This is a genomic window from Pseudomonas sp. I8001 (assembly GCF_013385345.1).
Taxonomy (GTDB): domain Bacteria; phylum Pseudomonadota; class Gammaproteobacteria; order Pseudomonadales; family Pseudomonadaceae; genus Aquipseudomonas.
Genome location: NZ_JACAQC010000004.1, coordinates 1 through 22,718, shown reverse-complemented (window position 1 = coordinate 22,718; position 22,718 = coordinate 1). Strand labels below are relative to the sequence as shown.

The 22,718-nt window shown below is 61.7% G+C and carries 20 protein-coding genes; 6 read left to right on the top strand and 14 right to left on the bottom strand.

The features are described 5' to 3' along the window. Positions 1–77: 77 nt before the first annotated feature. A complete protein-coding gene (locus HX839_RS01780) occupies positions 78–2,261 on the top strand; it encodes a glycoside hydrolase (RefSeq protein WP_177066662.1) in 2,184 nt (727 codons plus the stop codon). 94 nt (positions 2,262–2,355) lie between these two features. On the opposite strand, the gene HX839_RS01775 is transcribed toward HX839_RS01780, so the two are convergent. From HX839_RS01775 to HX839_RS01720, 12 genes are all read right to left on the bottom strand, one after another. Next, positions 2,356–2,982 (bottom strand): bifunctional 2-polyprenyl-6-hydroxyphenol methylase/3-demethylubiquinol 3-O-methyltransferase UbiG, encoded by a 627-nt coding sequence (locus HX839_RS01775; protein WP_008435824.1) that lies wholly within the window; start codon positions 2,980–2,982, stop codon positions 2,356–2,358. Positions 2,983–3,021: 39 nt separating this feature from the next. Continuing rightward, positions 3,022–3,666, bottom strand: coding sequence for a methionine ABC transporter permease (locus HX839_RS01770; protein ID WP_003211840.1), 645 nt, complete (start codon positions 3,664–3,666; stop codon positions 3,022–3,024). Then, a complete protein-coding gene (locus tag HX839_RS01765; protein ID WP_177066661.1) occupies positions 3,656–4,774 on the bottom strand; it encodes a methionine ABC transporter ATP-binding protein in 1,119 nt (372 codons plus the stop codon). Before HX839_RS01765 ends, HX839_RS01770 begins: the two co-directional genes overlap by 11 nt. Further along, complete coding sequence (locus HX839_RS01760; protein ID WP_003211844.1) at positions 4,771–5,586, bottom strand: MetQ/NlpA family ABC transporter substrate-binding protein; 816 nt, start codon at positions 5,584–5,586, stop codon at positions 4,771–4,773. The genes HX839_RS01765 and HX839_RS01760 overlap by 4 nt, the downstream gene beginning before the upstream one ends. 143 nt (positions 5,587–5,729) lie before the next feature. Then, on the bottom strand, positions 5,730–7,082 hold the full coding sequence (locus tag HX839_RS01755) for an LLM class flavin-dependent oxidoreductase (protein ID WP_003211846.1): 1,353 nt from the start codon (positions 7,080–7,082) through the stop codon (positions 5,730–5,732). After that, complete coding sequence (locus HX839_RS01750) at positions 7,082–8,275, bottom strand: SfnB family sulfur acquisition oxidoreductase (RefSeq protein WP_008435819.1); 1,194 nt, start codon at positions 8,273–8,275, stop codon at positions 7,082–7,084. Before HX839_RS01750 ends, HX839_RS01755 begins: the two co-directional genes overlap by 1 nt. Positions 8,276–8,298: 23 nt before the next feature. Further along, entirely contained in the window at positions 8,299–9,540 is a 1,242-nt protein-coding gene (locus HX839_RS01745) for an SfnB family sulfur acquisition oxidoreductase (protein WP_003211850.1), read from the bottom strand. Positions 9,541–9,724: 184 nt separating this feature from the next. Further along, entirely contained in the window at positions 9,725–10,510 is a 786-nt protein-coding gene (locus HX839_RS01740; protein WP_177066660.1) for a hypothetical protein, read from the bottom strand. Between the two features lie 337 nt (positions 10,511–10,847). Next, entirely contained in the window at positions 10,848–11,594 is a 747-nt protein-coding gene (tcyN, locus tag HX839_RS01735; RefSeq protein WP_134325540.1) for an L-cystine ABC transporter ATP-binding protein TcyN, read from the bottom strand. 3 nt (positions 11,595–11,597) lie between these two features. Then, positions 11,598–12,263, bottom strand: coding sequence for a cystine ABC transporter permease (tcyL, locus tag HX839_RS01730; RefSeq protein ID WP_003211857.1), 666 nt, complete (start codon positions 12,261–12,263; stop codon positions 11,598–11,600). After that, positions 12,263–13,057: a cystine ABC transporter substrate-binding protein gene (gene tcyJ / locus HX839_RS01725; protein ID WP_003211859.1), complete on the bottom strand. Its 795-nt coding sequence runs from the start codon at positions 13,055–13,057 to the stop codon at positions 12,263–12,265. Before tcyJ ends, tcyL begins: the two co-directional genes overlap by 1 nt. A gap of 231 nt (positions 13,058–13,288) precedes the next feature. Beyond that, positions 13,289–14,281 (bottom strand): D-cysteine desulfhydrase, encoded by a 993-nt coding sequence (locus HX839_RS01720; RefSeq protein WP_003211860.1) that lies wholly within the window; start codon positions 14,279–14,281, stop codon positions 13,289–13,291. Positions 14,282–14,447: 166 nt separating this feature from the next. Here HX839_RS01720 and epsC point away from each other — a divergent pair, with 166 nt between their 5' ends. Together epsC and betT are read left to right on the top strand one after the other, a co-directional pair. Beyond that, the gene (gene epsC / locus HX839_RS01715; RefSeq protein WP_003211862.1) at positions 14,448–15,374 is read left to right on the top strand and encodes a serine O-acetyltransferase EpsC; all 927 of its coding nucleotides are present in this window, start codon (positions 14,448–14,450) and stop codon (positions 15,372–15,374) included. Between the two features lie 449 nt (positions 15,375–15,823). Next, a complete protein-coding gene (gene betT, locus HX839_RS01710; RefSeq protein ID WP_003211865.1) occupies positions 15,824–17,785 on the top strand; it encodes a choline transporter BetT in 1,962 nt (653 codons plus the stop codon). 3 nt (positions 17,786–17,788) lie between these two features. On the opposite strand, the gene HX839_RS01705 is transcribed toward betT, so the two are convergent. Beyond that, entirely contained in the window at positions 17,789–18,037 is a 249-nt protein-coding gene (locus HX839_RS01705) for a hypothetical protein (RefSeq protein ID WP_087692731.1), read from the bottom strand. A 177-nt stretch (positions 18,038–18,214) separates the two neighbouring features. Beyond that, positions 18,215–18,946, bottom strand: a complete 732-nt coding sequence (locus tag HX839_RS01700) for an SDR family oxidoreductase (RefSeq protein ID WP_177066659.1) — start codon at positions 18,944–18,946, stop codon at positions 18,215–18,217. A 119-nt stretch (positions 18,947–19,065) separates the two neighbouring features. Here HX839_RS01700 and HX839_RS01695 point away from each other — a divergent pair, with 119 nt between their 5' ends. The 3 genes from HX839_RS01695 to mgrA all read left to right on the top strand — a co-directional run bounded on the left by HX839_RS01695 (position 19,066) and on the right by mgrA (position 22,593). Next, on the top strand, positions 19,066–19,956 hold the full coding sequence (locus tag HX839_RS01695) for a LysR family transcriptional regulator (protein WP_008435806.1): 891 nt from the start codon (positions 19,066–19,068) through the stop codon (positions 19,954–19,956). 161 nt (positions 19,957–20,117) lie between these two features. After that, positions 20,118–21,446 (top strand): OprD family outer membrane porin, encoded by a 1,329-nt coding sequence (locus HX839_RS01690; protein WP_177066667.1) that lies wholly within the window; start codon positions 20,118–20,120, stop codon positions 21,444–21,446. Positions 21,447–21,555: 109 nt separating this feature from the next. Further along, positions 21,556–22,593: an L-glyceraldehyde 3-phosphate reductase gene (gene mgrA, locus HX839_RS01685; protein WP_003211877.1), complete on the top strand. Its 1,038-nt coding sequence runs from the start codon at positions 21,556–21,558 to the stop codon at positions 22,591–22,593. Positions 22,594–22,718 lie beyond the last annotated feature (125 nt).

Here is a 22,718-nt window from a genome sequence, read left to right as displayed (position 1 = left end):
TGAAACATTTTTTTGCCCTTCGCACCCGATCAATTGTTTTACCCTCCGGGCCTGATCCTTTTGCCAAGGCCTGCCCCATGCGTTGTTTCCTGCTGGTTTGTAGCTTGTTACTGTCGCCCGTGGCCCTTGCCGGCACGGTGCTGGAGAACGCCCTGTGGCGGGTTGAGATCGACCCGGCGACCCTTGCGATCCACGTTTTCCCCAGCGACAAGACCGCCGTGCAGGCTTCAAGCGGAGGCCCTGCGCACAGGGTCAACCAGCTCTCCCAAAGCACCCGTCAGGCCAGTTGGCAATGGGACGATGGCGCCTATCGCCTGAGCGCCACCCTCGAGCAACGGGATCTTGCCCTGACGATTACCGCCCGTGATGCCGGTGAGTTGGCGATCCTGCGCCAACCCGCCAGCGCCATGGGCAAGGGCCTGATCTGGCCCCTGGCCGAAGGGCATTACGTGCCGGCGGGCAATGGTGTGTGGCAGGACTTCCTGCTGGAACAGGGCGACGTCAACACCACCCAGGACCTCAGCTTGCCGCTGTGGGGCGTGGATCACGGCGCGTTTACCCTCAACTGGCTGATGACCAATCCTTACAACAACCGTCTGCACTGGCAGGCCGACGGCAAAGGACTGGCGTTGTCCGCCTTCCATGAATTCACCACGCTGGACCCCGCGGCACCGATGACCGTTCTGTTGCACCTGGGCGAAAGCGACCCGCTGGCCGGCGCCAAGCGTTATCACCAGTGGCTGGTGGAGCAGGGGCTGTTTGAACCGTTGGCGGACAAGTTGCGGCAAACCCCGGAAGCGGAAAAGCTGCTGGGCGCCAGCCATATCTACCTGTGGGGCAATGATCTGCTGGCTCCGGGGGATGTGCGCGACTGGCCGCAACTGCTCAAGCTGCTACGCAGCGGGAAAGGCTTGGCGGCTGAATTGAATGGCTTGCTGGACAAAGAGGCTGCGCAGGTTCGGCAGGTCAAGCAACCGTATGAGCAGGCTGTCCTGCTGCGCGGCCTGAACGCGGCGATCAACACAAAGGCCCGGCAAAGCTGGCAGCCCTCCACCGAGCCGAATATGACCCAACTCGCTGATGGCTATGGTGCGTTGCGTCGCGAGTTGGCCGTGGCTTTTGCCGGTGCCTTGAGCGCCACGCCTGAGACTTGGGGCAACACCTTGTCCGTCACCAACGCGCTGAAAGGCGCCGGTCTCAAGCGCTTGCTGGTGACCCAAGGCGAAGGCTGGGAAGGCGGGCTCTGGCATCCTGAGGCGGTGAAGACCGGGGTCGACGCCGGTTACCTGATGGCGCCCTACGACTCTTATGAAACGGCACTGTCTGCCACCGAAAATCCCGACTGGACCACCGCGCACCTGGGCAGCAAGGCCTATGGCGAGTGCGCGATCGTGTTGAAGGGCGGCCAGCTCAAGACAGGCTTCCAGAAGTCCGGCCACTACACCGACCCGCGCTGCGTGCGGCCGTTGCTGGAGGCGCGGATCAAGGCGGTGCAGGCCAAGTCCGGGTTCAACGCCTGGTTCCTCGACGCCTATGCCACCAGCATGTTGTTCGACAGCTATCGCACGGGTGCGAGCATGACCCAGGCACAAAATGCCGAAGGCAATATCGATGCGGCCCGCTGGATCAATACGGCGCTGAAGTTGCCGGCAGGTTCCGAGGACGGCAACGCGATCACCGCCCGAGGCATCCTGTTTGCCCACGGCATGCAAACGCCGGTGCTGGGCTGGGGTGATCGTGAGATGACCAAGGACAGGCAGTCGCCGTATTACGTCGGGGCTTGGTACCCGCCGGAACAGCCGGCGGTGTTCTTCAAGTCGGTGCCGTTGAAAGAGCCGTTTCGCACGGTCTACTTTGACCCGACGATGCGCCTGCCGCTGTATCAGGCGGTGTTCCATGGCTCGGTGATCACCACCCACCATTGGCTGTTCGACAGCCTGAAACTGAGCAACGTGCGGGCCGAAAACGAGCTGACGCAACTGCTCTACAACGTGCCGCCGCTGTATCACCTGAGTGCGGCGACGGTGAAGCAGCGCTTGTCGGTGATTCAGCGCCAGGACGCGTTCTTCCGGCCGCTGCATGAGCGGTTGGCGACTCAGGCGATGACCGATTTTCGCTGGCTGACGGAAGATAAACAGGTGCAGCAGACCACGTTTGCCGATGGGACGCGGTTGGTGGCGAATTTTGCTGAGGGGCGTATTACGGCTTTTGTACCTGGCGCCCAGGCTGTGGTGTATCAGGTGGATGAGTGGCGGCTGTGAGTCCTTCGCGAGCAAGCCCGCTCCCACAGGGGAATGCATTCCAAAATGTGGGAGCGGGCTTGCTCGCGAAGGCGTAAGCCCAAACAACAAAGACCTACAGCTTGCGCCACACACTCGCCAGCCACGGCTGTTGTTCCCGAGGCAATCCCGCTGGCCGGTAGTAATGCTCCAACTCCATAAACCCCGCAGCCGTCAGCAATTCCTGCCAGGCCTGCAAGTCGTGATACGAGCCATACCGCGGCCCATTCCAGCCCTCCTGGTTTTCACCCCGAGGGTTTGAGCTGAACAACACTCCACCGACCTTCAACGCCCCATGCAACTGCCCAAGAATGCGCGGCAGTTCCTGCTTGGGAATATGAAACAGCACCGCATTGGCGAAGATCCCGTCGAAACGGCCGGCCGGCAAATCCAGCTTCAGGAAGTCCTGTTGCAGCACTTCACAGCCGCTGTCTTCCCGGGCCATCTGTGCAAAGCGCTCCGAACCATCGAGCCCCACCGCGATGTGGCCCATGCGGGTAAACGTCTGCAAATCCCGCCCCGGCCCGCAGCCGAAATCCAGCACGGTAAACGGTGCGTCGCCCTGGATATGCCGCAGCAACGCATCAATGTTCTGGCTCACATCGTGATCGCGGGTGCCTTCACGAAAATCCTCGGCCACTTTGTTGTAGTGGCCAAGGGTGGTGGAGGTGATCTGGTCGAGGTCGTCGGGGGCGAGTTTCATGGCAGGTTATACCGGGCGCTGAGATGGCCCGACTATACCTCACCTCTTGTTCAGAACCCTGGCCAACCGATCGCCGCCCAACTGAATCACGGCTACCAGGATCACCAGCAGCACAATCACGGTGAGCATGATCTGCGTGTCAAAACGCTGATAGCCATAGCGATAGGCAATATCCCCCAGCCCACCGGCGCCAATTGCGCCGGCCATGGCCGAGGAGTTGATCATCGTCACCAGGGTAATCGTGAACCCGCCGACAATCCCCGGCAGCGCCTCCGGCAGCAGCACATGCCAGACGATATGCCAGCGCCGGCAACCCATGGCCTGCGCCGCCTCGATCAAGCCGTGGTCGACTTCGCGCAAGCTGACTTCGGCGATCCGCGCAAAGAACGGCGTGGCCGCGATGGTCAACGGCACCACCGCCGCCCACACGCCATAGGTGGTGCCGACGATCAACCGGGTGAACGGAATCAGCGCCACCATCAAAATCAAAAACGGGATCGAGCGGAACAGGTTAACGAACGCCCCCAGCACCCGATTCAAGGCAGGCGCCTGATAGATGCCGCCCTTGTCGCTGGTCACCAGGAACACCGCCAGCGGAATCCCCACCAGCAATGCAATCAACGACGACACTCCGACCATCAACAGCGTGTCGATGGCGCCCTGCAATAAACGATCAAACCACATAGCCCAGCACCTCCACCTGTTGTGCCCAGCGCCCGGCGCGGCTGCGCAGTTCTTCGGCGGTCAGGGACGAGCCGCTCACCGCCAGCAGCAATTGCCCCAAGGCGTGGCCCTGGATGCGTTCCACACCGCCTTGCAGCAAGCGCACGCGCCCGCCGAGGGCGCTGAACAACGCAGCAAGATCGGGTTCGTCTTCGGCACTGCCAGTCAGTTGCAAGCGCAGCACCACGGCGGCGTCCTTTGAGGTCGGATTGGCCTGCAGGCGGCTTTGCAACTCTTCAGGCAGGCCATGTTGCAGCGGCGCCAGCAGGGTTTTACTGACCTCATGCTGCGGGTTGCCGAACACTTCCCACACCGGACCTTGCTCGACCACATGGCCGTGTTCCAGCACCACCACGCGGTCGCAGATTTCGCGAATCACGGCCATTTCGTGGGTGATCAGCACGATGGTCAAGCCCAGGCGTTTGTTGATCTCCCGCAGCAGACCGAGGATGGATTGCGTGGTCTCAGGGTCGAGCGCCGAAGTGGCTTCGTCGCACAACAGAATCTGTGGGTCATGCACCAGTGAGCGGGCGATGCCCACCCGCTGTTTCTGCCCGCCGGACAGCTGGGCCGGGTAAGCCTGGTGCTTATCCTGCAAACCGACCAATTCCAGCAGTTCACGCACCTTCTTCTCGCGCTGCTCCTTGGGCACGCCTGCGACTTTCAACGGCAGTTCGACGTTCTGCCACACGGTCTTGGCCGACATCAGGTTGAAGTGCTGGAAGATCATGCCGATGCGTCGGCGCAGGGCGACCAGGCGGTCTTCGTCGAAGTCGCCGATGTCCACCTGGTCAATCAATACCCGGCCGCTGCTCGGTTGTTCCAGGCGGTTGATGGTGCGGATCAGCGACGACTTGCCGGCGCCGCTGCGGCCGATGATGCCGAAGACTTCGCCGCGCTGGATCGCCAGGTCGATGCCTTGCAGGGCGGGCACGGATTGGCCGTCATAGGTCTTGCCCAGGTTGATAAAGCGCACGTGCGCGCGGTTCAGGTCCGGGTGCAGTTCTGTCTGCTCGGCGTCCCTGGGCGGCAGGCCCAGGTCGCGCAGTTGAAAGTGGGCGGCGGTCATTTTTTATCTTCCCAGCCGACTTGGTAGAGCTTGCCAAGGGATTTATCCAACGCGGCGCGCACCACCGGTGAGTGCTGGTAGATGTCGACGAACTTGATCACCCGCGGGTCGGTTTTGCTCTTGGGCTGGACCACGAACTGGATCACGTATTCCGGATGGTCGAGGCCGTCGAACAGCAGCGCCGACTCGGCATCGAAGGTCTTGGACAGGCGGATATACGCCGGGTAGCCCTGCACCAGGTCGGCGTCGTCATAAGCGCGCACCAGTTGCACGGCTTCGACTTGCAGGATCTTGATCTTCTTCGGGTTGGTGACGATGTCTTCTTCAGTGGCCTTGTAGCCCACGCCTGGCTTGAGCGTGATCAAGCCGGCCTTGGCCAGCAGTTGCAGGCCGCGACCACTGTTGATCGGGTCGTTGGCAATCGCCACGCTGGCGCCCTGGGGCAGGTCGTTGATGCTCTTGTACTTCTTCGAATACAGCCCGACGTTATTGATGATGCCCGGCGCGTACGGCACCAGGTCAAAGCCTGCAGCGGCCTTGGCGTTTTCCAAAAACGGGATGTGCTGGAAGTAGTTCACGTCGATATCGCCGGCTGCCAGGCTGACGTTGGGTGCGATCCAGTCGGTGAATTCCACCAGTTCGACTTTCAAACCCTGTTTGCCGGCCTCTTCGACGGCGGCCTCCAGTGGAATGGCGAAGGCGGCGGTGGTGCCGACTTTCAAGGGAGCGTCAGCGGCGAATACCGCCGAGCTGAACAATCCGAGGGCGAGCGCCAGTGCTTTGACTGGGTGGCTGAGCAATGTTTTTTTCATAGTAGATTTCCAGTCATAAGGTGTGAGTGCAAACAACTCGGTCAACTGTGGGAGCGGGCTTGCTCGCGAAAGCGGTGTGTCAGTGAATGCATCCGGCGACTGATACAGCGCTTTCGCGAGCAAGCCCGCTCCCACATTTTGGTTCAGTGGCGGTAGGTGGAGCCGGTGTGTTGTTCAGGTAAGTGCGCCGAGTGGTGGAAGACTTTCTCCCGCAACGTCCCGGTCTCATACGCGGTCTTGTACGAGCCCCGGCGCTGCAGCTCCGGCACCACCAGTTCGATGAAGTCGACGTAGCTTTCCGGGGTGACGATGCGCGTCAGGTTGAAGCCATCCAGGCCGGTTTCGCTGATCCATGATTCAAGTTCATCCGCCACCTGTGCCGGCGAACCCACCAGGGTGATGTAGCGCCCGCCCAGGGCGTGCTGCTCAAGCAACTTGCGCCGGGTCCAGTCATTGTTCTGCAGGTTCTTGGTCGCGGACTGGATGGCGTTGCTCTTCACGTACTGGATCGGTTCGTCGATTTCGTACTGTGAAAAATCAATCGCCGTGGATGCCGAGAAATGCGCCACGCCGGCTTCCGCACTGGCGTAGCTCAGGTACTCGGCGTGCTTGGCCCACGCAGCTTCTTCGGTGGCGCCGACAATCACGTTCAGGCCCATGAACACCTTGATATCGTCCGGGTTGCGCCCGGCTTCCACGGCGCTGGCGCGCACCTTGTCCACCTGGATCTTGGTCGAGGCCTTGTTCTGCCCGCTGATGAATACGCACTCGGCGTGGCGCCCGGCAAACAGCAGCCCACGGTCGGAGCTGCCCGCCTGGAACAGCACCGGCGTGCGTTGCGGCGACGGCTCGCACAGGTGATAACCCTCCACCTGATAGAACTCGCCCTTGTGCTCGACCTTGTGCACCTTCTCCGGCTGGGCATACACCCGCGCCTGCGGATCGTTGATCACCGCGTCGTTTTCCCAGCTGCCTTCCCAGAGTTTGTAGAGCACCTCCAGGTATTCGTCGGCCTGGTCGTAGCGCCGGTCGTGCTCGACCTGCTCGGTCAGGCCCATGGCCTTGGCGGCGCTGTCGAGGTAGCCGGTGACGATGTTCCAGCCCACCCGGCCACGGCTCAGGTGGTCGAGGGTCGACATGCGCCGGGCGAATAGATACGGCGGTTCGTAGGTGAGGTTGGCGGTCAGGCCGAAGCCAAGGTTTTTGGTCACCGCCGCCATGGCCGAGACCAGCAGCAACGGGTCGTTGACCGGCAGCTGGATCGCCTCCTTGAGCGGCACGTCCACCGAGTTCTGGTAGACGTCATACACGCCGACGATGTCGGCGATGAACAGCCCGTCGAACAGTCCGCGTTCCAGCAACTGCGCCAGTTCGGTCCAGTACTCGATGGTTTTGTACTGGGTCGAGTTGTCCCGTGGATGGGTCCACAGGCCGTGGTTGATGTGCCCGATGCAGTTCATATTGAAGGCATTGAGCAGGATTTTTTTCTTCGCCATCAGATAGTCCCCCGCAGTGGCGGGTTTTCATCGTTGAGGTAGTAATTGCCCACAGCAAAGTACTTCCAGCGCACCGGGTCGTGCAGGGTGTGTACCCGGGCGTTGCGCCAGTGGCGGTCCAGGCCGTGTTCGGCGAGGGTCGCCTGGCTTCCGGCAAGTTCGAACAGGGTACTGCCGGCCGCCAGGGAAATCTCGGTGCTGAGGGCGCGCACTTCGGCGACCGCGATGGATGCGGCCGCGACGGTGTCGGCATTGCTGTCGGCCTGGGCGCGGTCGAGGAATTCGCCTGAGCGTTCCAGCAGGGCTTCGGTGGCGTGCAGGCGGATGCTCAAGTGGCCGAAGCTTTTCAGGGTCAGCGGATCTTCGGTGGCCTTGTCGCTGGTGGCGTCGATCCACGGCCGGGTCTTGGTGCGCACGAAGTGCAGCGCATCCTCATAGGCAGCGCGGGCGATACCGGTGTCGATGGCGGCGTGAAGGATCTGCGCCAGCGGGCCGACAGTGGTCGGGCGTTCGAAGGCACTCTGGAACGGGATCACGTCCTGGGCCGCGACCCACACGTTATCGAACACCACCGAACCGCTGCCGGTGGTGCGCTGGCCGAAGCCGCTCCAGTCGTCGATCACGCTCAGGCCCTCGCTGTCACGGGTGACAAAGGCCAGTTGCTGCACACCGTTTTCGTCCACCACGGAAGTGGGAATACGTTGGGCGTAGATCGCGCCGGTCGAGTAGAACTTGCGGCCGGTGATACGGAAACCGTCACCGTCGCGGGTGATCTTGGTGATGCGGTCGTGGGCGGTCTTGGTGCCCAGTTCTGCCAGCGCATTGCCGAAGCGCTGGCCGGCGAGCACTTCGGCGTACAGGCGTTTTTGCTGCGCCGGGCTGCCGTTCACCCGCAGCACTTCGAGGGCATAAAAATGGTTTTGCGGGATCTGCCCCAGGGACGCATCCGCCTGGGCAATCAGTGCCGTGACCTTGGCCAGGGTGACGTTGGAAACGCCGGCACCGCCGAACTCCTTGGGTACGCTGATGCCCCACAGGCCGGAGCGGGAAAACACGTCCAGCTCAGGCAAGGGCAGGCGGCGTTCACGGTCACGCAAGGCGCTGTCGCGGCGGAAGTCTTCGGCCAGGTCGCTGGCGACAATGAGGGCTTGTTCATCGCTGGTAATAACCGCGACGTGATGAGAAAGGGTCATAGGTTTCTCCAGAGGTCTGGTCGTTAAATCCAGGAATGCCGGGCAGGCAAAGTGCCGTTCAGGTGATAGGCGCCCACCGCGTGGTACTTCCAGCGGACCGGGTCGTGCAGGGTGTGCACCCGGGCGTTGCGCCAGTGGCGGTCGAGGTTGAATTCGGCGAGGGTCGCGCGGCTGCCGGCCAGCTCGAACAGCTTTTCGCTGGCGAGCAGGGAAATCTCGGTGGTCAGCACCTTGGCTTCGGCTACGGCAATCGAGGCGCGTGCGGCGGACTGCGCGGTGATCGGCGCGGCGCTGACTTGGTCCAGTACCTGGCCGGCCTTGCGCAGCAGGGCTTCAGCGGCGTGCAGTTCGATCTTCAGCTTGCCGATATCGGCGATCACATACAGGTCATCGCTGGCCCGTTCGACCTTGGCGTCGATCCATGGCCGCGAGCGTTCGCGTACAAAGCTGATGGTGTCGTCGATCGCGCCACGGGCGATGCCGGCGTCGATGGCCGCCTGGATCAATTGCGAGACTGCACCCTGGATGCCCGGTGTTTCGCCGAGTCGCCAGGTTTCCACCACCAGTTCAGCGTCCACCGCCACTTGATCCAGCAGCACTGTGCCGCTGGCGGTGGTGCGTTGGCCAAAGCCGGACCAGTCATCGACGATGCGCAGGCCTTCGGTGCCACGGCGCACGAACGCCATGACGACTTTGCCGTCATCGTTCAAGGCCTTGACCGCCACCCAATGGGCGAACAGCGCGCCAGTGGAGTAGAACTTCTGGCCACTGACGACGTAGCCGTCACCTTCGGCGGTGATGCGTGACTTGAGGTCCAGGGTGTTTTTGGTACCGCGTTCCGGGCCGCCGTTGCCGATGCGCCAGCCTTCCAGCACGCTCTGGAACAGCTGCTTTTTCTGACGCTCGCTGGCCGCACCTTGCAGCACGTGCAGGATGCCGAAATGGTTCTGCGGGATTTGCCCCAGCGCCGGGTCGGCCGCGCTGATGATCGCGAACACCTCGGCCAGGGTCACGAAGGACACCTGCGGGCCGCCGTACTCACGGGGAATGGAAATACTGCCCAGGCCGCTGCGGGTGAAGTGTTCGATTTCAGCCCAGGGCAGTTTGCGTTGCTGATCGCGCCTGGCCGCTTGCAGGCGCGCGGCCTGTGCCAGCTCGTGGGCGGCGCTCAGGGCCTCGGCGTCGTTGCGCAGCACTTTGGCGGGCAACAACAGCGGGGCAACGTCCAGATCACTCTGGGGGGGTGTTTGTGCCAAGTTAGACATCAGCGCCGCTCCTTGGCTGCACGCAATGCCCTGGCGTTACGCACCGGGGTAATTTTGACCATACCTACCTCACATCCGTTGAAAAGATAAAAAAATCAGGAATGTCCGGTGGTCCGGTGCATATACCCTAAGCGTGTTAAATTTTTTAATAAACTAACTTTTAGGAATATGCATAGAAGGTCTGTCACCCCGGTTCACAAGGCGAGCCGGGGCGACGGGGTTGGTAGGCCAGCGGGGCCCTGGCGGGGCTGGTCGGGGCCTGGGGAGCGAGCGCGGCGATGCGCAGGATGCGGGCTGGCGCCCAGCTTGAATTGTTGCCGACCCGGTCGAGAATGCAGTAGGTCACTTCGAGGCGATGGTCATCCCCGGCTTCGACAATGATGGCCGACGGCACCCACACCTGCACCGCCTTGCCCACATCGCCAGCCTGGATGCTCGGCAGGTCCAGGCGCACGTCACCCCAGCGCAGGGTGATCTCGTCATCGGTCGCCATGTTCAGGTACGGCTCGATGGTCAGGGGCACGCCACGGCGGATCTGGCTGCTGTTGACGCCATGGCGACGGATGGTCTCGGGCAGGCTGACGGCGGCCAGGTTCTGGTTTTCATCAAGGCTCAGTGCCGAGGGCATGCCGCCGGGGTAGTCGGTCTTGACCTGCACCCGGGTGATGGCCGAACGCGCCGGGCCGTGGCCGACCTGCATGACCCGGTAATGAATCCGTGCCGGGCCATTTTGCACAAAGCTCTCCGGCACTCGCAGGCTGGTGGGCATGCCGATCTTGCCGGCGGTGATGCGCCGGGAGGCGGCAAAGCAGTTGTTCCAGAACAACTCGATCAGGTCGCCCTCGTCCATGCCGCGGTAAGGCGCGATATCGACCTGCAGGTTTGTCGCAGCGAGGGCATTGATGCCTTCTCGATGGGCCTGGGGCAAGGTCGGGGCAGTGAGCAGCGCCTGGGTGGAAATACGCTTCATAAATAATCTCCTTGGTGCAGCCAGCAGCAATCGTTCCGGACATCAGGCGCGGGCAGGCGACGTAGTCCGAAAGAAACGATTTAATAAAAAACCAGAATGGATCCAATCCTCTGGACGTTAGATAAGAGGCTTGGTTAGTTGGCGTCAAGAGGCTGGGCGGGGCAAACAGGGGGTTATGGAATATTCAGAAGGGTCTTACTGGGAGGGCGCTGCAAGTGCGTGCTTCAGGGGGACTTTTACCCAATGAATAAAGGGTGTTTCCCCAAAAACACTAAAGAGGCGAGTTGCCTTTCGGCAACTCTATAAAGCGAAGCTTCTTACAATGAATCGGCGCAAGTTAGTTGTTGATGAACTTGCTGAGAAACTGCCGGGTACGTTCTTCTTTCGGGTTGGCAAACAGCGCCTTGGCTTCGCCTTGTTCAACAATGACGCCCTTGTCGAAGAAGATCACCCGGTTGGCCACATCCCGGGCGAAACTCATTTCGTGGGTCACGATGACCATGGTGCGGTTTTCTTCCGCGAGGCTGCGAATGGTCGCCAGTACTTCGCCTACCAGCTCCGGGTCCAGGGCCGAAGTCGGCTCATCGAACAGGATCACCTCCGGCTCCATCGCCAGGGCCCGGGCAATGGCCACCCGTTGCTGCTGCCCACCGGAGAGGCGGCGTGGGTAGGCGTCTTCCTTGCCTGCCAGGCCGACCCGGGCCAATAGCTTGCGGCCCAGGGCATCTGCGGCGGCCCGGGGCATCTTCTTGACCACGATCGGGCCTTCGATGACGTTCTCCAGGGCCGTGCGGTGCGGGAACAGGTTGAAGTTCTGGAACACAAAACCCACGTGCTGGCGCAGGCGCCGCACCAGGCTTTGCTGTTGGTTGAGCGGGCGGCTGCTGTCGATCTCGATGTCACCGACCTTGATTCGGCCACTGGTGGGTTCTTCGAGGAAATTCAGGCAGCGCAGCAAGGTGGTCTTGCCGGAACCGCTGGGGCCGATGATGGCGACGACTTCGCCTTCCTTGACCTCAAGGTCGATCCCGTTAAGCACCACCTGACCCTTGAATTGTTTGGTCAGTTTTTCAACCACGATCATGCTTCAAGACTCCAGGTCATGCCGGTTGACTCGTGCTTCCAGGCGGTTTTGCACGTGCGCCAGGACGCTGGCAAGAATCCAGTAGATCAAGGCGGCGGACAGATACATGGTGAAAATTTCGAAGGTACGGGCCGAGACCAATTGCGCCTGGCGGAACAGCTCCGGCACCTGGATGGTGGCGGCCAGGGCGGTGTCCTTGACCAGGGAAATAAAGCTGTTGCCCAGCGGCGGCAAGGCCGTGCGCATGGCCTGCGGCAGGATGGCCCGGCGCAGGGTCTGCGCACGGGTCATGCCGATACTGGCCGCAGCTTCCCACTGGCCGCGCTCGATGGAACCGATGGCGGCACGCAGGATTTCACAGGCGTAAGCAGCCATGTTCAGCGAAAAGCCGATCATGGCCGCCGGGATCGGATCCAGCTCGATGCCCACTTGCGGCAAGCCGTAGTAGATCAGGAACAGCTGTACCAGCAAGGGCGTGCCGCGAAAGAACGACACGTAGACGCGGGCGGTCCAGCTCAACAACTTGAAGCGCGACAGGCGCATCAAGGCCAGGCCGAAGCCCAGCAGCAAGCCGAAAAACATCCCGCCGAGGCTAAGGATGACCGTGAAGTACGCGCCCTTGAGCAGAAAGGGCGCGGAGTCCAGCGCGAGTTGGAAACCTGCTTCCATTATTGAGTAACGTCAGCGTTGAAGTACTTCTCGGACAGCTTCTTCAAGGTACCGTCGGCGCGCAGTTCGTCCAGAGCCTTGTTCACCGCGGCCAGCAGTTCAGGCTCGCCTTTGCGCAGGGCAATACCGGCTTCCTGACGGGAGAACGCAGCACCTGCGGCGGCGGTGTCCTTGGCTTTCTTGGCGTATTCCAGCGCGGCGAGGCGGTCGATCAGGATGGCGTCGACACGGCCGATGCGCAGGTCCTGGAACTTGGTTGGGTCATCGTTGTAGGTTTTGACGATGGCTTTCGGTTGGTTTTCCTTGAGCCATTGTTCGTAGTTGGTGCCCAGGCCCACACCGATTTTCTTGCCGGCCAGGTCGTCGGCGGTCTTGATGGTGTCGACGTTCTTCGCCAGGGTCAGCGCCTGGATCCCGGAAACGGTGTAAGGCTTGGAGAAGTCATACTTTTCCTTGCGCGCATCGGAGATGGTCACCTGGTTAACGACCGCGTCCAGGCGCTTGGATTCCAGGGCGGCGAGGATGCCATCCCACGGCGTGGCCTGCAGCTTGACCTTGACGCCCAGCTTCTTGGCCAGCGCTTCGGACAACTCGACCTCGAAACCGCTGAGCTTGCCGCTTTCATCGACGAAGCTGAACGGCGGGTAGGTGCCTTCCAGGCCAATCTTGATTTCGCCGGCTTTCTTGATGTTGTCCAACTGCTCGCCGGCAACCGCCTGACCGAGCCACCCGGCGCCAAGCGCCAGCCCCAATGTGCCAACCAGTAACGTGCGACGGAATACGGAAATAGTCATGAAGAGCCCCTGTGTTTTTTATGTTGAGCGATGCAGGTGACGCGGTAGTCGTATCCTGCCTTAAAAGCGCGGTGTGTGGGAGCCGGGCTTGCCCGCGATTGCATCAACTTGGTGTTTTGGATCTGCCCAGTCATGCGTATCGCCATCAAGCTCGCCTACGGCGCGACTATAAAGCCGGTTTTTAAGACTTGAAAATAATATAAAATCAGATTGATATTTCTTTATGGAATATCAAAAGCTCGAATCATAAGCAAACAACGCCGGTGCGCCACCCGTGTGCAGGAAGATGATCGGCCCCTCTTCAAAGCGCTGGCGTCCAATGCCATCCAGCAACCCGGCCATGGCCTTGCCCGTGTAGACCGGGTCCAGCAGCAGGCCTTCCTGGCTGGCCACCAGCTTGATCGCCGCCAGCGTGCCGGCACTCGGCTCGCCATAACGGGGGGCGAAGTACTCGTCCCACAGGATCACCTTGAACGCGTCCGGCAGCGGCACGCCGAGCAATTCGGCCGTACGTTCGGCCAGGCCCTGCACCTTGGGGCGCTGGGCTTCGTCGGTACGGGACACCGTGATGCCAATCACTTGCAGGTCCGGCAGCACTTCGGCCAGCGCCAGGGCCAGGCCGCTGTGGGTGCCGGCGCTGCCGGAGGCCAGGACCACGGTGGAGAACGGGATGCCGCTGTCTTCAATCTGCCCGGCCAGCTCCAGCCCGGCGCGCACGTAACCCAGGGCGCCGAGGGCGTTGGAGCCGCCGATGGGCACCAGGTACGGCTTCTTGCCGTTGCTGCGCAGGCGGTCGGCGAGGGCGTTGAGCTGGTCGTCGACGTTGTCCAGGTTCTCCACCAACTCGACCTTGGCGTCGAACAGCTCCAGCAACAGGCGGTTGCCGTTGGCCAGGTAGTTGGGGTCTTCGGTGCCCGTCGGGTTTTCCAGCAGGGCAACGCAGCCCAGGCCCAGCTTGGCGGCCAGCGCAGCGGTCTGGCGTACATGGTTGGACTGGATCGCGCCGGCGGTCACCAGGGTGTCGGCACCCTGGGCCAGCGCATCGGCGGCGAGGTATTCAAGTTTGCGCAGCTTGTTGCCGCCCATCGCCAGCGGCGTGGTGTCGTCGCGTTTGACGTAGACGTCACGCCCCAGCCAGGCCGACAGCCGCTCGAGTTTTTCCAGGGCGGTGGCGCCGCCCAGCAGTTCCAGACGGTTAAAGCGGTCGAGCTGTTGTTTGATCATGGCTACGCACGGGTGGTCAGAGATGCTGGGACTATAGGCAGGCACTTTTGCGTCGGCAACCGCCAATCGCTTATGTCGACGGGTTATTAGCATTGCACTATTGGTTCTTAAGGACGCTCAGGTTCCTTGCCGTAAAGTGATGGGCATTTCGTCAGGAGTGAAGACCGTGAGTGAGCGTTCCAGTCATTGGCAATTACAGACCATCGTCAGCCAGCTGCGCAGCGCCCGGGACCAGTGGCGCACCCGCAACGGCCGGGTCAGCGGCGAGCAGGGCGGGCGCGAGCTGCCTTCACGGGAAGCCGTGGCGCAGATTCTCGAGGCGTTGTGTGGTGCGCTGTTCCCCATGCGTCTGGGGCCGGTGGACCTGCGTGAAGAAAGTGAAGACTTCTACGTCGGCCATACCCTGGATGTGGCGCTGAACGCGTTGCTCGCCCAGGCGCGGCTGGAGCTGCGGTATGCCGCGCGGCAAGGTGGCCAGGATGACAGTGAAGTCGACGCCCATGCCATCCACCTGATCCAGGATTTCGCCCTGGCGTTGCCAGGCTTGCGCAGCCTGTTGGACACCGACGTGCTCGCCGCCTACCACGGCGACCCAGCGGCGCGCAGCGTGGATGAAGTGCTGTTGTGCTACCCGGGGATTTTGGCGGTGATTCACCATCGCCTGGCGCACCACTTGTATCGGGCGGGCTTGCCGTTGCTGGCGCGCATCAGCGCGGAAATCGCGCATTCGGCGACCGGGATTGATATCCACCCGGGCGCGCAGATCGGCCCGAGCTTCTTTATCGACCACGGGACGGGTGTGGTGATTGGCGAGACGGCGATCATCGGCGAGCGGGTACGGATCTACCAGGCCGTGACATTGGGCGCCAAGCGTTTCCCGGCGGATGAGGATGGGCAATTGCAGAAAGGCCATCCGCGGCATCCGATTGTCGAGGATGATGTGGTGATCTATGCCGGGGCGACGATCCTGGGGCGGATTACCATCGGCAAGGGCTCGACCATTGGCGGCAATGTGTGGCTGACGCGCAGTGTGCCGGCGGGGGCGAACCTGACCCAGGCGAATCTGCAGCATGATGATGGGACGCAGAAATAGAGCAGCGCCCTCTCTAACGATCACACAGATCCAATGTGGGAGCGGGCTTGCTCGCGAATGCGGTGTATCAGTCGCCAGAAGTGTTGGCTGACACGCCGCATTCGCGAGCAAGCCCGCTCCCACATTTTGTCTGCATTCCAAATTTGAGCCGCACTACTCAAATTCGAGCCGTATTTCACTCAGCAATCGCTGAACGTTTCGTCATCCCCATACGTCATACCTTTCCTTGAGCTAGTGTAGGAAACACCTACCACTCGGCCCTGCGATTAGTCCTCAAACCCCTATCCATGTTTAACTTGACTGTTCGTTCAAGTTAAATCGGTGGTTCGCTGCCCGCTCACAACAGGAGGCTTACCTTTGCTGAGTCCGTTTTTTACAGCCACATCCCACATCCTTGAGGTGCGCCCTACATGAGTGCATCGTCCACACCTTCCAGCGGTCTGGTCCGCATGAACCCGCCGGTGTTTTACTTCGCCGCGAGCTTCATCCTGCTGTTCGGCCTGACCGTCATCGCGATTCCCGAACAAGCCGGCGCCTGGCTGCTGGCCGCACAAAACTGGGCGGCCAACACGGTCGGCTGGTACTACATGCTGGCGATGACCCTGTATCTGGTCTTCGTGGTGGTCACCGCGTTATCGGGCTACGGCAAGATCAAACTCGGTGCCGACCACGACGAGCCCGAATTCAGTTACCTGTCCTGGGCCGGCATGCTGTTCGCCGCCGGGATCAGCATCACGCTGTTTTTCTTCTGCGTGTCCGAACCCCTGACTCACCTGGTGCAACCGCCCCAGGGCGAGGCCCTGAACGGTGACGCGGCGCGCCAGGCCATGCAGATCCTGTTTCTGCACTGGGGCCTGCATGGCTGGGGCGTGTTCGCCTTCGTCGGCATGGCCCTGGCGTACTTCGCCTACCGGCATAACCTGCCGCTGGCGTTGCGCTCGGCGCTGTACCCGCTGATCGGCAAGCGCATCAACGGCCCCATCGGTTATGCGGTGGACGGCTTCGGCATCATCGCCACGGTGTTCGGCCTCGGCGCCGACATGGGCTTTGGCGTGTTGCACCTCAACTCCGGGCTCGATTACCTGTTCGGCGTGGCCCACACCCAGTGGATCCAGGTCGGCCTCATCACCTTGATGATGGGCGCGGCGATCCTGGTGGCGGTCTCCGGCGTCGACAAGGGCGTGCGGGTGATGTCCGACATCAACATGCTGCTGGCCTGTGCGCTGCTGCTGTTCGTGTTGTTCGCCGGCCCTACCCAGCACTTGCTCAACACCCTGATCCAGAACATCGGCGACTACCTCGGCGCCTTGCCGACCAAGAGTTTCGACCTCTACGCCTACGACAAACCGAGCGACTGGCTGGGCGGCTGGACCGTGTTCTATTGGGCCTGGTGGATCGCATGGTCGCCGTTCGTAGGCCTGTTTATCGCGCGCATTTCCCGCGGTCGTACCATCCGTGAATTCGTGTTCGGCGTGCTGTTGATCCCGCTGGGCTTCACCCTGGCGTGGATGTCGATCTTCGGCAACAGCGCCATCGACCAGGTGCTCAACCACGGCCTCACGGCGCTGGGACAGTCGGCCATTGATGACCCGTCGATGAGCCTCTACCTGCTGCTGGAAACCTACCCGTGGAGCAAGACCGTTATCGCGGTCACGGTGTTTATCAGCTTCGTGTTCTTCGTCACCTCGGCCGACTCCGGCACGGTGGTGCTCTCGACCTTGTCGGCCAAAGGCGGCAACGCCGATGAAGACGGGCCGAAGTGGCTGCGGGTGTTCTGGGGCGCGATGACCGCGTTGGTGACCAGCGCGCTGCTGTTTGCCGGCAGCATCGACTCGCTCAAGTCGGCCGTGGTGCTGACCTCGCTACCGTTCTCGATGATCCTGCTGCTGATGATGTGGGGGCTGCACAAGGCGTTCTACCTTGAGTCGCAGAAGCAGATTGCGCAGATGCATTCCCTCGCGCCGGTATCGGGCTCACGCAAGGGCACCGGCGGTTGGCGCCAGCGCCTGAGCCAGGCGGTGCATTTCCCGTCACGGGATGAAGTGTACCGTTTCCTCGAGACCACGGTGCGCCCGGCCATCGAAGAAGTGACGGCGGTGTTTGTCGAAAAAGGCCTCAACGTCGTCACCCAGCCTGACCCGGCCAATGACAGCGTCAGCCTGGAGATCGGCCACGGCGAGCAGCACCCGTTTGTGTATCAGGTGCAGATGCGCGGCTATTTCACCCCGTCATTCGCACGGGGCGGCATGGGTTCCAAGCAGCTCAACAACCGCCGCTACTACCGGGCGGAAGTGCACTTGAGCGAGGGCAGTCAGGACTACGATCTGGTGGGCTACACCAAGGAGCAGATCATCAACGACATCCTCGACCAGTACGAACGGCACATGCAGTTCCTGCACCTGGTTCGTTAAGGCTCAGGCCCTGATAAACAGGGCCAGTGCCACCAACGGCGCACCGAATACCCCGCTGCCGATCACCAGCTCCGAGACCAGGGGCTGGCCGGCAGTGACCACGCCTACCGCGCCGTTCACCACCGACACCACCAGCCAGATCCCGACAAAGCTGTAGGCCAGAATGTGCCGGCTGACGCCCAGCTTTTGGCCGATGAACAGCATCAGCGCGAGGAGGATCAGGCCGGCGGTGATGACGCGGGCGGTGTGCATATCTTAAGTCTCCTGATACCCGCTGATTTTCCATGAACACCAAACCTGTGGCGAGGGAGCTTGCTCCCGCTGGGCTGCACAGCGGCCCCAAAAAAGATGGGAGCGCTGCGCACTCCAGCGGGAGCAAGCTCCCTCGCCACAATATTAGTGCGTCGTAAAGTGAGTGCTGCGTGGCCTTCAGACCAAACCACCATTGGCCCGCAGGATTTGCCCGTTCACCCAACCACCGGCCGGGCTAACCAGGAACGCCACCACGCGGGCGATATCTTCCGGTTGGCCCAGGCGTTCCAGGGGTGCCATCTTGGCCAGGCCCTGGATCTGCTCTTCGCTTTTGCCATGCAGGAACAGTTCGGTCGCCACCGGGCCCGGGGCAACGGCGTTGACGGTGATGCGCCGGCCGCGCATTTCCTTGGCGAACACCTGGGTCAGGGATTCCACCGCCGCCTTGCTGGCGATGTACACCGCATAACCGGGGAAGTTGAGGCCGACGGTGCTGCTGGAGAAATTGACGATGCGCCCGCCGTCGTTCAGGCGGGTGACGGCTTCACGCAGGGCGTTGAAGGTGCCGCGGGTATGGATGTCGAAGTTCTGGTTGTAGAGCTCATCGCTGTGTTGGGCCAGCGGCAGCACCTTGAGGATCCCGGCGTTGTTGATCAGCACATCAACCTTGCCCAGCTGGGCTTCGGTCTCGTCGAACAGGCGCTTGACGTCGGCGGCGCTGGCCACGTCGCCCTGGATCGCTATGGCTTGGTGGCCGGCCTGGCGCAGCTCCACTACCAGCCTTGACGCTTCGGTGGCGCTGTTGGCGTAGTTGATGGCGACGGCATAACCGTCGGCGGCCAGTTGTCTTGCAACCACGGCGCCGATGCCGCGAGAGGCGCCGGTAACGATAGCAACTTGGGTAGTCATGATCGGGTTTCCTTGGGGGAGTGGTTGGGTGTGGAAGCAGATTCACATGTTTACCCAGCCCGATAAATGCGCCAGAGTTGCCTTGACTGTTCAAGAATCGCCAACAATGGAGACGCGCCGTGGACCAGGTCAAAGCGATGAAAGTGTTCGTGAGGATTTACGAACGCAGCAGCTTCACGCTGGCGGCCGATGACCTGAACCTGCCGCGCGCCACCCTGACCCACACCCTCAACCAGTTCGAGGCCTGGCTCGGCACGCGCCTGCTGGAACGCAGCACCCGCCGCGTCCGCCCCACGCTGGATGGCGAGGCCTATTACCTGCGCTGTGTGCAACTGCTGGCGGAGCTGGAAGAGGCGGAACTGGCCTTCCGCTCGGTGGCCCCCAAGGGCCGCCTGCGGGTGGATTTGCACGGCACCCTGGCCAAGTACTTCGTGATCCCGGCGCTGCCGCAATTCATGGCGCGCTACCCGGAAATCGAGCTGTCCATCAGCGAGGCGGACCGCTTCGTCGACCTGATCGCCGAAGGCGTGGATTGTGTGCTGCGGGCGGGCACCCTGGGGGATTCGGCATTGATCGGTCGCCGGGTTGCGACGCTGCGCCAGGTGACCTGCGCGAGCCCGGCCTACCTGCGCAAATACGGCGAGCCGAAGCGCCTCGCCGACCTGGGCGAGCACCGTGCGGTGAACTATGTTTCACGCACCACCGCGAAGCTGTTCCCCTTCGAATTCATGGTCGACGGCCAGGTGCAGGAAGTGACGATCGAGGGGGCACTGTCGGTGTTCGGCGCAGAGATTTATGCCGCCAGCGCAGTCGCCGGACTGGGCATTATCCAGTGCCCGCACTACCGCATCGCCGAGCTGATCAACCAGGGCGTGATGCAGGAAATCCTCATTGATACACCACCGCCGCCCATGCCGGTTTCGGTGCTCTACCCGCAAAACCGACACATGTCGCCGAGGGTGCGGGTGTTCGTCGATTGGCTCGCCGAAATCTTCGCCACTGCCCGCTAACCCGCGTCTTTACTGGGTTTCTTAAATTTAATTTCATCCGGGTAAAGGGTGTTTTGACTCCGAACTGTCACATGGCCATCGCCTAATTGTGTGAAGCGTTTGACGCTTTCATTTCAGAACAGTGACGGAGACCGGTACCAATGAAGACGTTATTAAGCCCCATGGTGGGTGCCGCCATGGCGAGCTTTATGCTGTCCGCCCACGCCGATTTTATCGATGACAGCCACGCCGACGTGACCCTGCTCAACCGCTACCTCAACCAGCAGGGGCGCGATGTGGTGAACAGCAATAACAAGGCCCACAGCATCCGCGATTGGGGCCAGGGTTTTGAGTTCAATTTCAAGTCCGGCTACACCGATGGGCCGGTGGGCTTTGGCCTGGACCTGCAGGCGTTCTACGGTTTGAAACTGGACTCCGGCGGCGACCTCAATGACAAGGATCACCAGGGCCGCTACCCCGGCAGCATGTTCCCGCTGGATAACGGCAAGTCGGCCGACCAGTTCGGCGTGCTCAGCCCGACCTTCAAGATGCGCTTCGCCCAGGATGAATTGCGCGTCGGTACGCTGTACGGCAACAACCCGGTGCTGGCCAACACCGACGGCCGCCTGTACCAGCAGACCAACACCGGCGTGCAGTTGGTTTCCAAGGACTTGACCGACTTCACCTTTACCGCCGGTGACATCCTCAAGACCAAGATCCGCAACGAAACCGGCGACCAGGGCATGATCACCGCCGGCGGTACCAAAGAGAGCGATCGCTTCCTCTACGGCGGCGCGGACTACAAAGGTTTGCCGGACACCACCGTCAGCCTGTGGTACTCCAACCTTGAGGATTACTACCAGCAGTTCTTCCTCGGTGCCAAGCGCCATGACGCCTTGCCTGTCGGCGCGATCGACACCGACGTGCGCCTGTACCGCAGCCTGGGTGTGGGTGAAAACGCCGCGGGCGACAAAGACTATTCGGCTGCGGGTCTCTACGGCGATGGCACCTCCAAGGGCCGCATCAACCAGTCCACCGTCAGCCTGTTGGAAAGCTACAGCCTGGACGGCCACACCGTCGGCCTGGGCATCCAGAAAAACAGCGGCGACAGCGACTTCCCGTACCTGGATTCCGGCCTGAACAGCGGTGCCAGCAACCAGGGCCCGGGCTCGGGCGCCGACACCCCGGCACTCATCAACATGCAACTGAACAAATTCCAGCATGCCGGCGAGCGCACCTGGCTGGCGCAGTACAAATATGACTTCGGCAAACTCGGCCTTAACGGCCTGACCTTCGCCACGTCCTACGCACACGGCGATGACATCCGCACCACCCAAGGCACTACCAGTGAATGGGAACGTAACGTCACCGTGGCTTACCAGGTGCCCACCGGCACCCTCAAAGGCCTGGGCGTGACCTGGCGAAATGCCCACGCCAGCCCGGATATCACCGGTGCCACGGTGCAAGATGAAAACCGCTTCTATGTAAGCTACGTCGTTCCACTCTGGTAGGACTTTGCTGTAAAAGGGATAGGCAGACTTAAGCGATTCAGCTGCTTAAAAGGCCCGGGAATATGCTTATTCCCGGGCCTTATTTGCCCCAAGTCCAAGAGAGGATTCGATGACTTACATTGCTGCCGAAAACCGCTATGAATCTATTCCTTACCGCCGCGTAGGTCGCAGCGGACTGGTGCTGCCGGCACTGTCCCTGGGGCTGTGGCACAACTTTGGCGACAGCACCCCGATCGACACCCAGCGCGCCTTGCTGCGCACCGCGTTCGACCTGGGTATCAACCACTTCGACCTGGCCAACAACTACGGCCCTCCATACGGCAGCGCCGAGATCAACTTCGGTCGTTTGCTGCGGGAAGACTTCAAGCATTACCGCGACGAACTGATCATCTCCAGCAAGGCGGGCTGGGACATGTGGCCGGGCCCTTATGGCCAGGGCGGCGGTTCGCGCAAGTACGTGCTGGCGAGTCTCGACCAGAGCCTGCAACGCCTGGGCGTCGATTACGTGGACATCTTCTACTCCCACCGTTTTGATGCCGACACCCCGCTGGAAGAAACCGCCAGCGCACTGGCCACCGCCGTGCAACAGGGCAAGGCGTTGTACATCGGGATCTCGTCCTACTCCGGCGTGAAAACCCGGGAAATTGCGGCGCTGCTCCAGGAGTGGAAAGTCCCGCTGCTGATCCACCAGCCGGCCTACAACCTGCTCAACCGCTGGGTGGAAAAAGACCTGCTGGACGTCACCGAAGAACTCGGTGCCGGGGTGATCGCGTTCACGCCTTTGGCCCAGGGCCTGCTGACCGACAAATACCTCAACGGCGTACCGGCGGATGCGCGGGTGAATCGCCCGGGGGGTGGTTCGTTGCAGGCCAAGCACTTGTCCGAGGCCAACATCGCCCACGCCCGCGCGCTGAATGAAATTGCCAAGCGCCGTGGCCAGAGCCTGGCGCAGATGGCGTTGGCGTGGACGTTGCGTGATCCACGGGTCACCAGCGCCCTGATCGGCGCGAGCCGGCCGGAGCAGATCATTGAAAACGTCGGTGCGTTGCAGAACCTGAGCTTCAGCGCGCAGGAACTGGCGGAGATTGATCGATTTGCCCAGGAAGGCGGGATTAACTTGTGGGAGAAGCCGTCTACGGCTGAATAAGCGGTAGAGCCCTATTCCGGCATCAACCTCTACCCAATGTGGGAGCGGGCTTGCTCGCGAAAGCGGAGTGTCAGTCACTGGATATGTCGACTGATTCACCGCTTTCGCGAGCAAGCCCGCTTGTA

Excerpts from the sequence above, each read along its gene's own strand:
- HX839_RS01780 (WP_177066662.1), top strand. The coding sequence starts at position 78 with ATGCGTTGTTTCCTGCTGGTTTGTAGCTTGTTACTGTCGCCCGTGGCC.
- HX839_RS01775 (WP_008435824.1), bottom strand. The coding sequence starts at position 2,982 with ATGAAACTCGCCCCCGACGACCTCGACCAGATCACCTCCACCACCCTT.
- HX839_RS01770 (WP_003211840.1), bottom strand. The coding sequence starts at position 3,666 with ATGTGGTTTGATCGTTTATTGCAGGGCGCCATCGACACGCTGTTGATG.
- HX839_RS01765 (WP_177066661.1), bottom strand. The coding sequence starts at position 4,774 with ATGACCGCCGCCCACTTTCAACTGCGCGACCTGGGCCTGCCGCCCAGG.
- HX839_RS01760 (WP_003211844.1), bottom strand. The coding sequence starts at position 5,586 with ATGAAAAAAACATTGCTCAGCCACCCAGTCAAAGCACTGGCGCTCGCC.
- HX839_RS01755 (WP_003211846.1), bottom strand. The coding sequence starts at position 7,082 with ATGGCGAAGAAAAAAATCCTGCTCAATGCCTTCAATATGAACTGCATC.
- HX839_RS01750 (WP_008435819.1), bottom strand. The coding sequence starts at position 8,275 with ATGACCCTTTCTCATCACGTCGCGGTTATTACCAGCGATGAACAAGCC.
- HX839_RS01745 (WP_003211850.1), bottom strand. The coding sequence starts at position 9,540 with ATGTCTAACTTGGCACAAACACCCCCCCAGAGTGATCTGGACGTTGCC.
- HX839_RS01740 (WP_177066660.1), bottom strand. The coding sequence starts at position 10,510 with ATGAAGCGTATTTCCACCCAGGCGCTGCTCACTGCCCCGACCTTGCCC.
- tcyN (WP_134325540.1), bottom strand. The coding sequence starts at position 11,594 with ATGATCGTGGTTGAAAAACTGACCAAACAATTCAAGGGTCAGGTGGTG.
- tcyL (WP_003211857.1), bottom strand. The coding sequence starts at position 12,263 with ATGGAAGCAGGTTTCCAACTCGCGCTGGACTCCGCGCCCTTTCTGCTC.
- tcyJ (WP_003211859.1), bottom strand. The coding sequence starts at position 13,057 with ATGACTATTTCCGTATTCCGTCGCACGTTACTGGTTGGCACATTGGGG.
- HX839_RS01720 (WP_003211860.1), bottom strand. The coding sequence starts at position 14,281 with ATGATCAAACAACAGCTCGACCGCTTTAACCGTCTGGAACTGCTGGGC.
- betT (WP_003211865.1), top strand. The coding sequence starts at position 15,824 with ATGAACCCGCCGGTGTTTTACTTCGCCGCGAGCTTCATCCTGCTGTTC.
- HX839_RS01705 (WP_087692731.1), bottom strand. The coding sequence starts at position 18,037 with ATGCACACCGCCCGCGTCATCACCGCCGGCCTGATCCTCCTCGCGCTG.
- HX839_RS01700 (WP_177066659.1), bottom strand. The coding sequence starts at position 18,946 with ATGACTACCCAAGTTGCTATCGTTACCGGCGCCTCTCGCGGCATCGGC.
- HX839_RS01690 (WP_177066667.1), top strand. The coding sequence starts at position 20,118 with ATGGTGGGTGCCGCCATGGCGAGCTTTATGCTGTCCGCCCACGCCGAT.
- mgrA (WP_003211877.1), top strand. The coding sequence starts at position 21,556 with ATGACTTACATTGCTGCCGAAAACCGCTATGAATCTATTCCTTACCGC.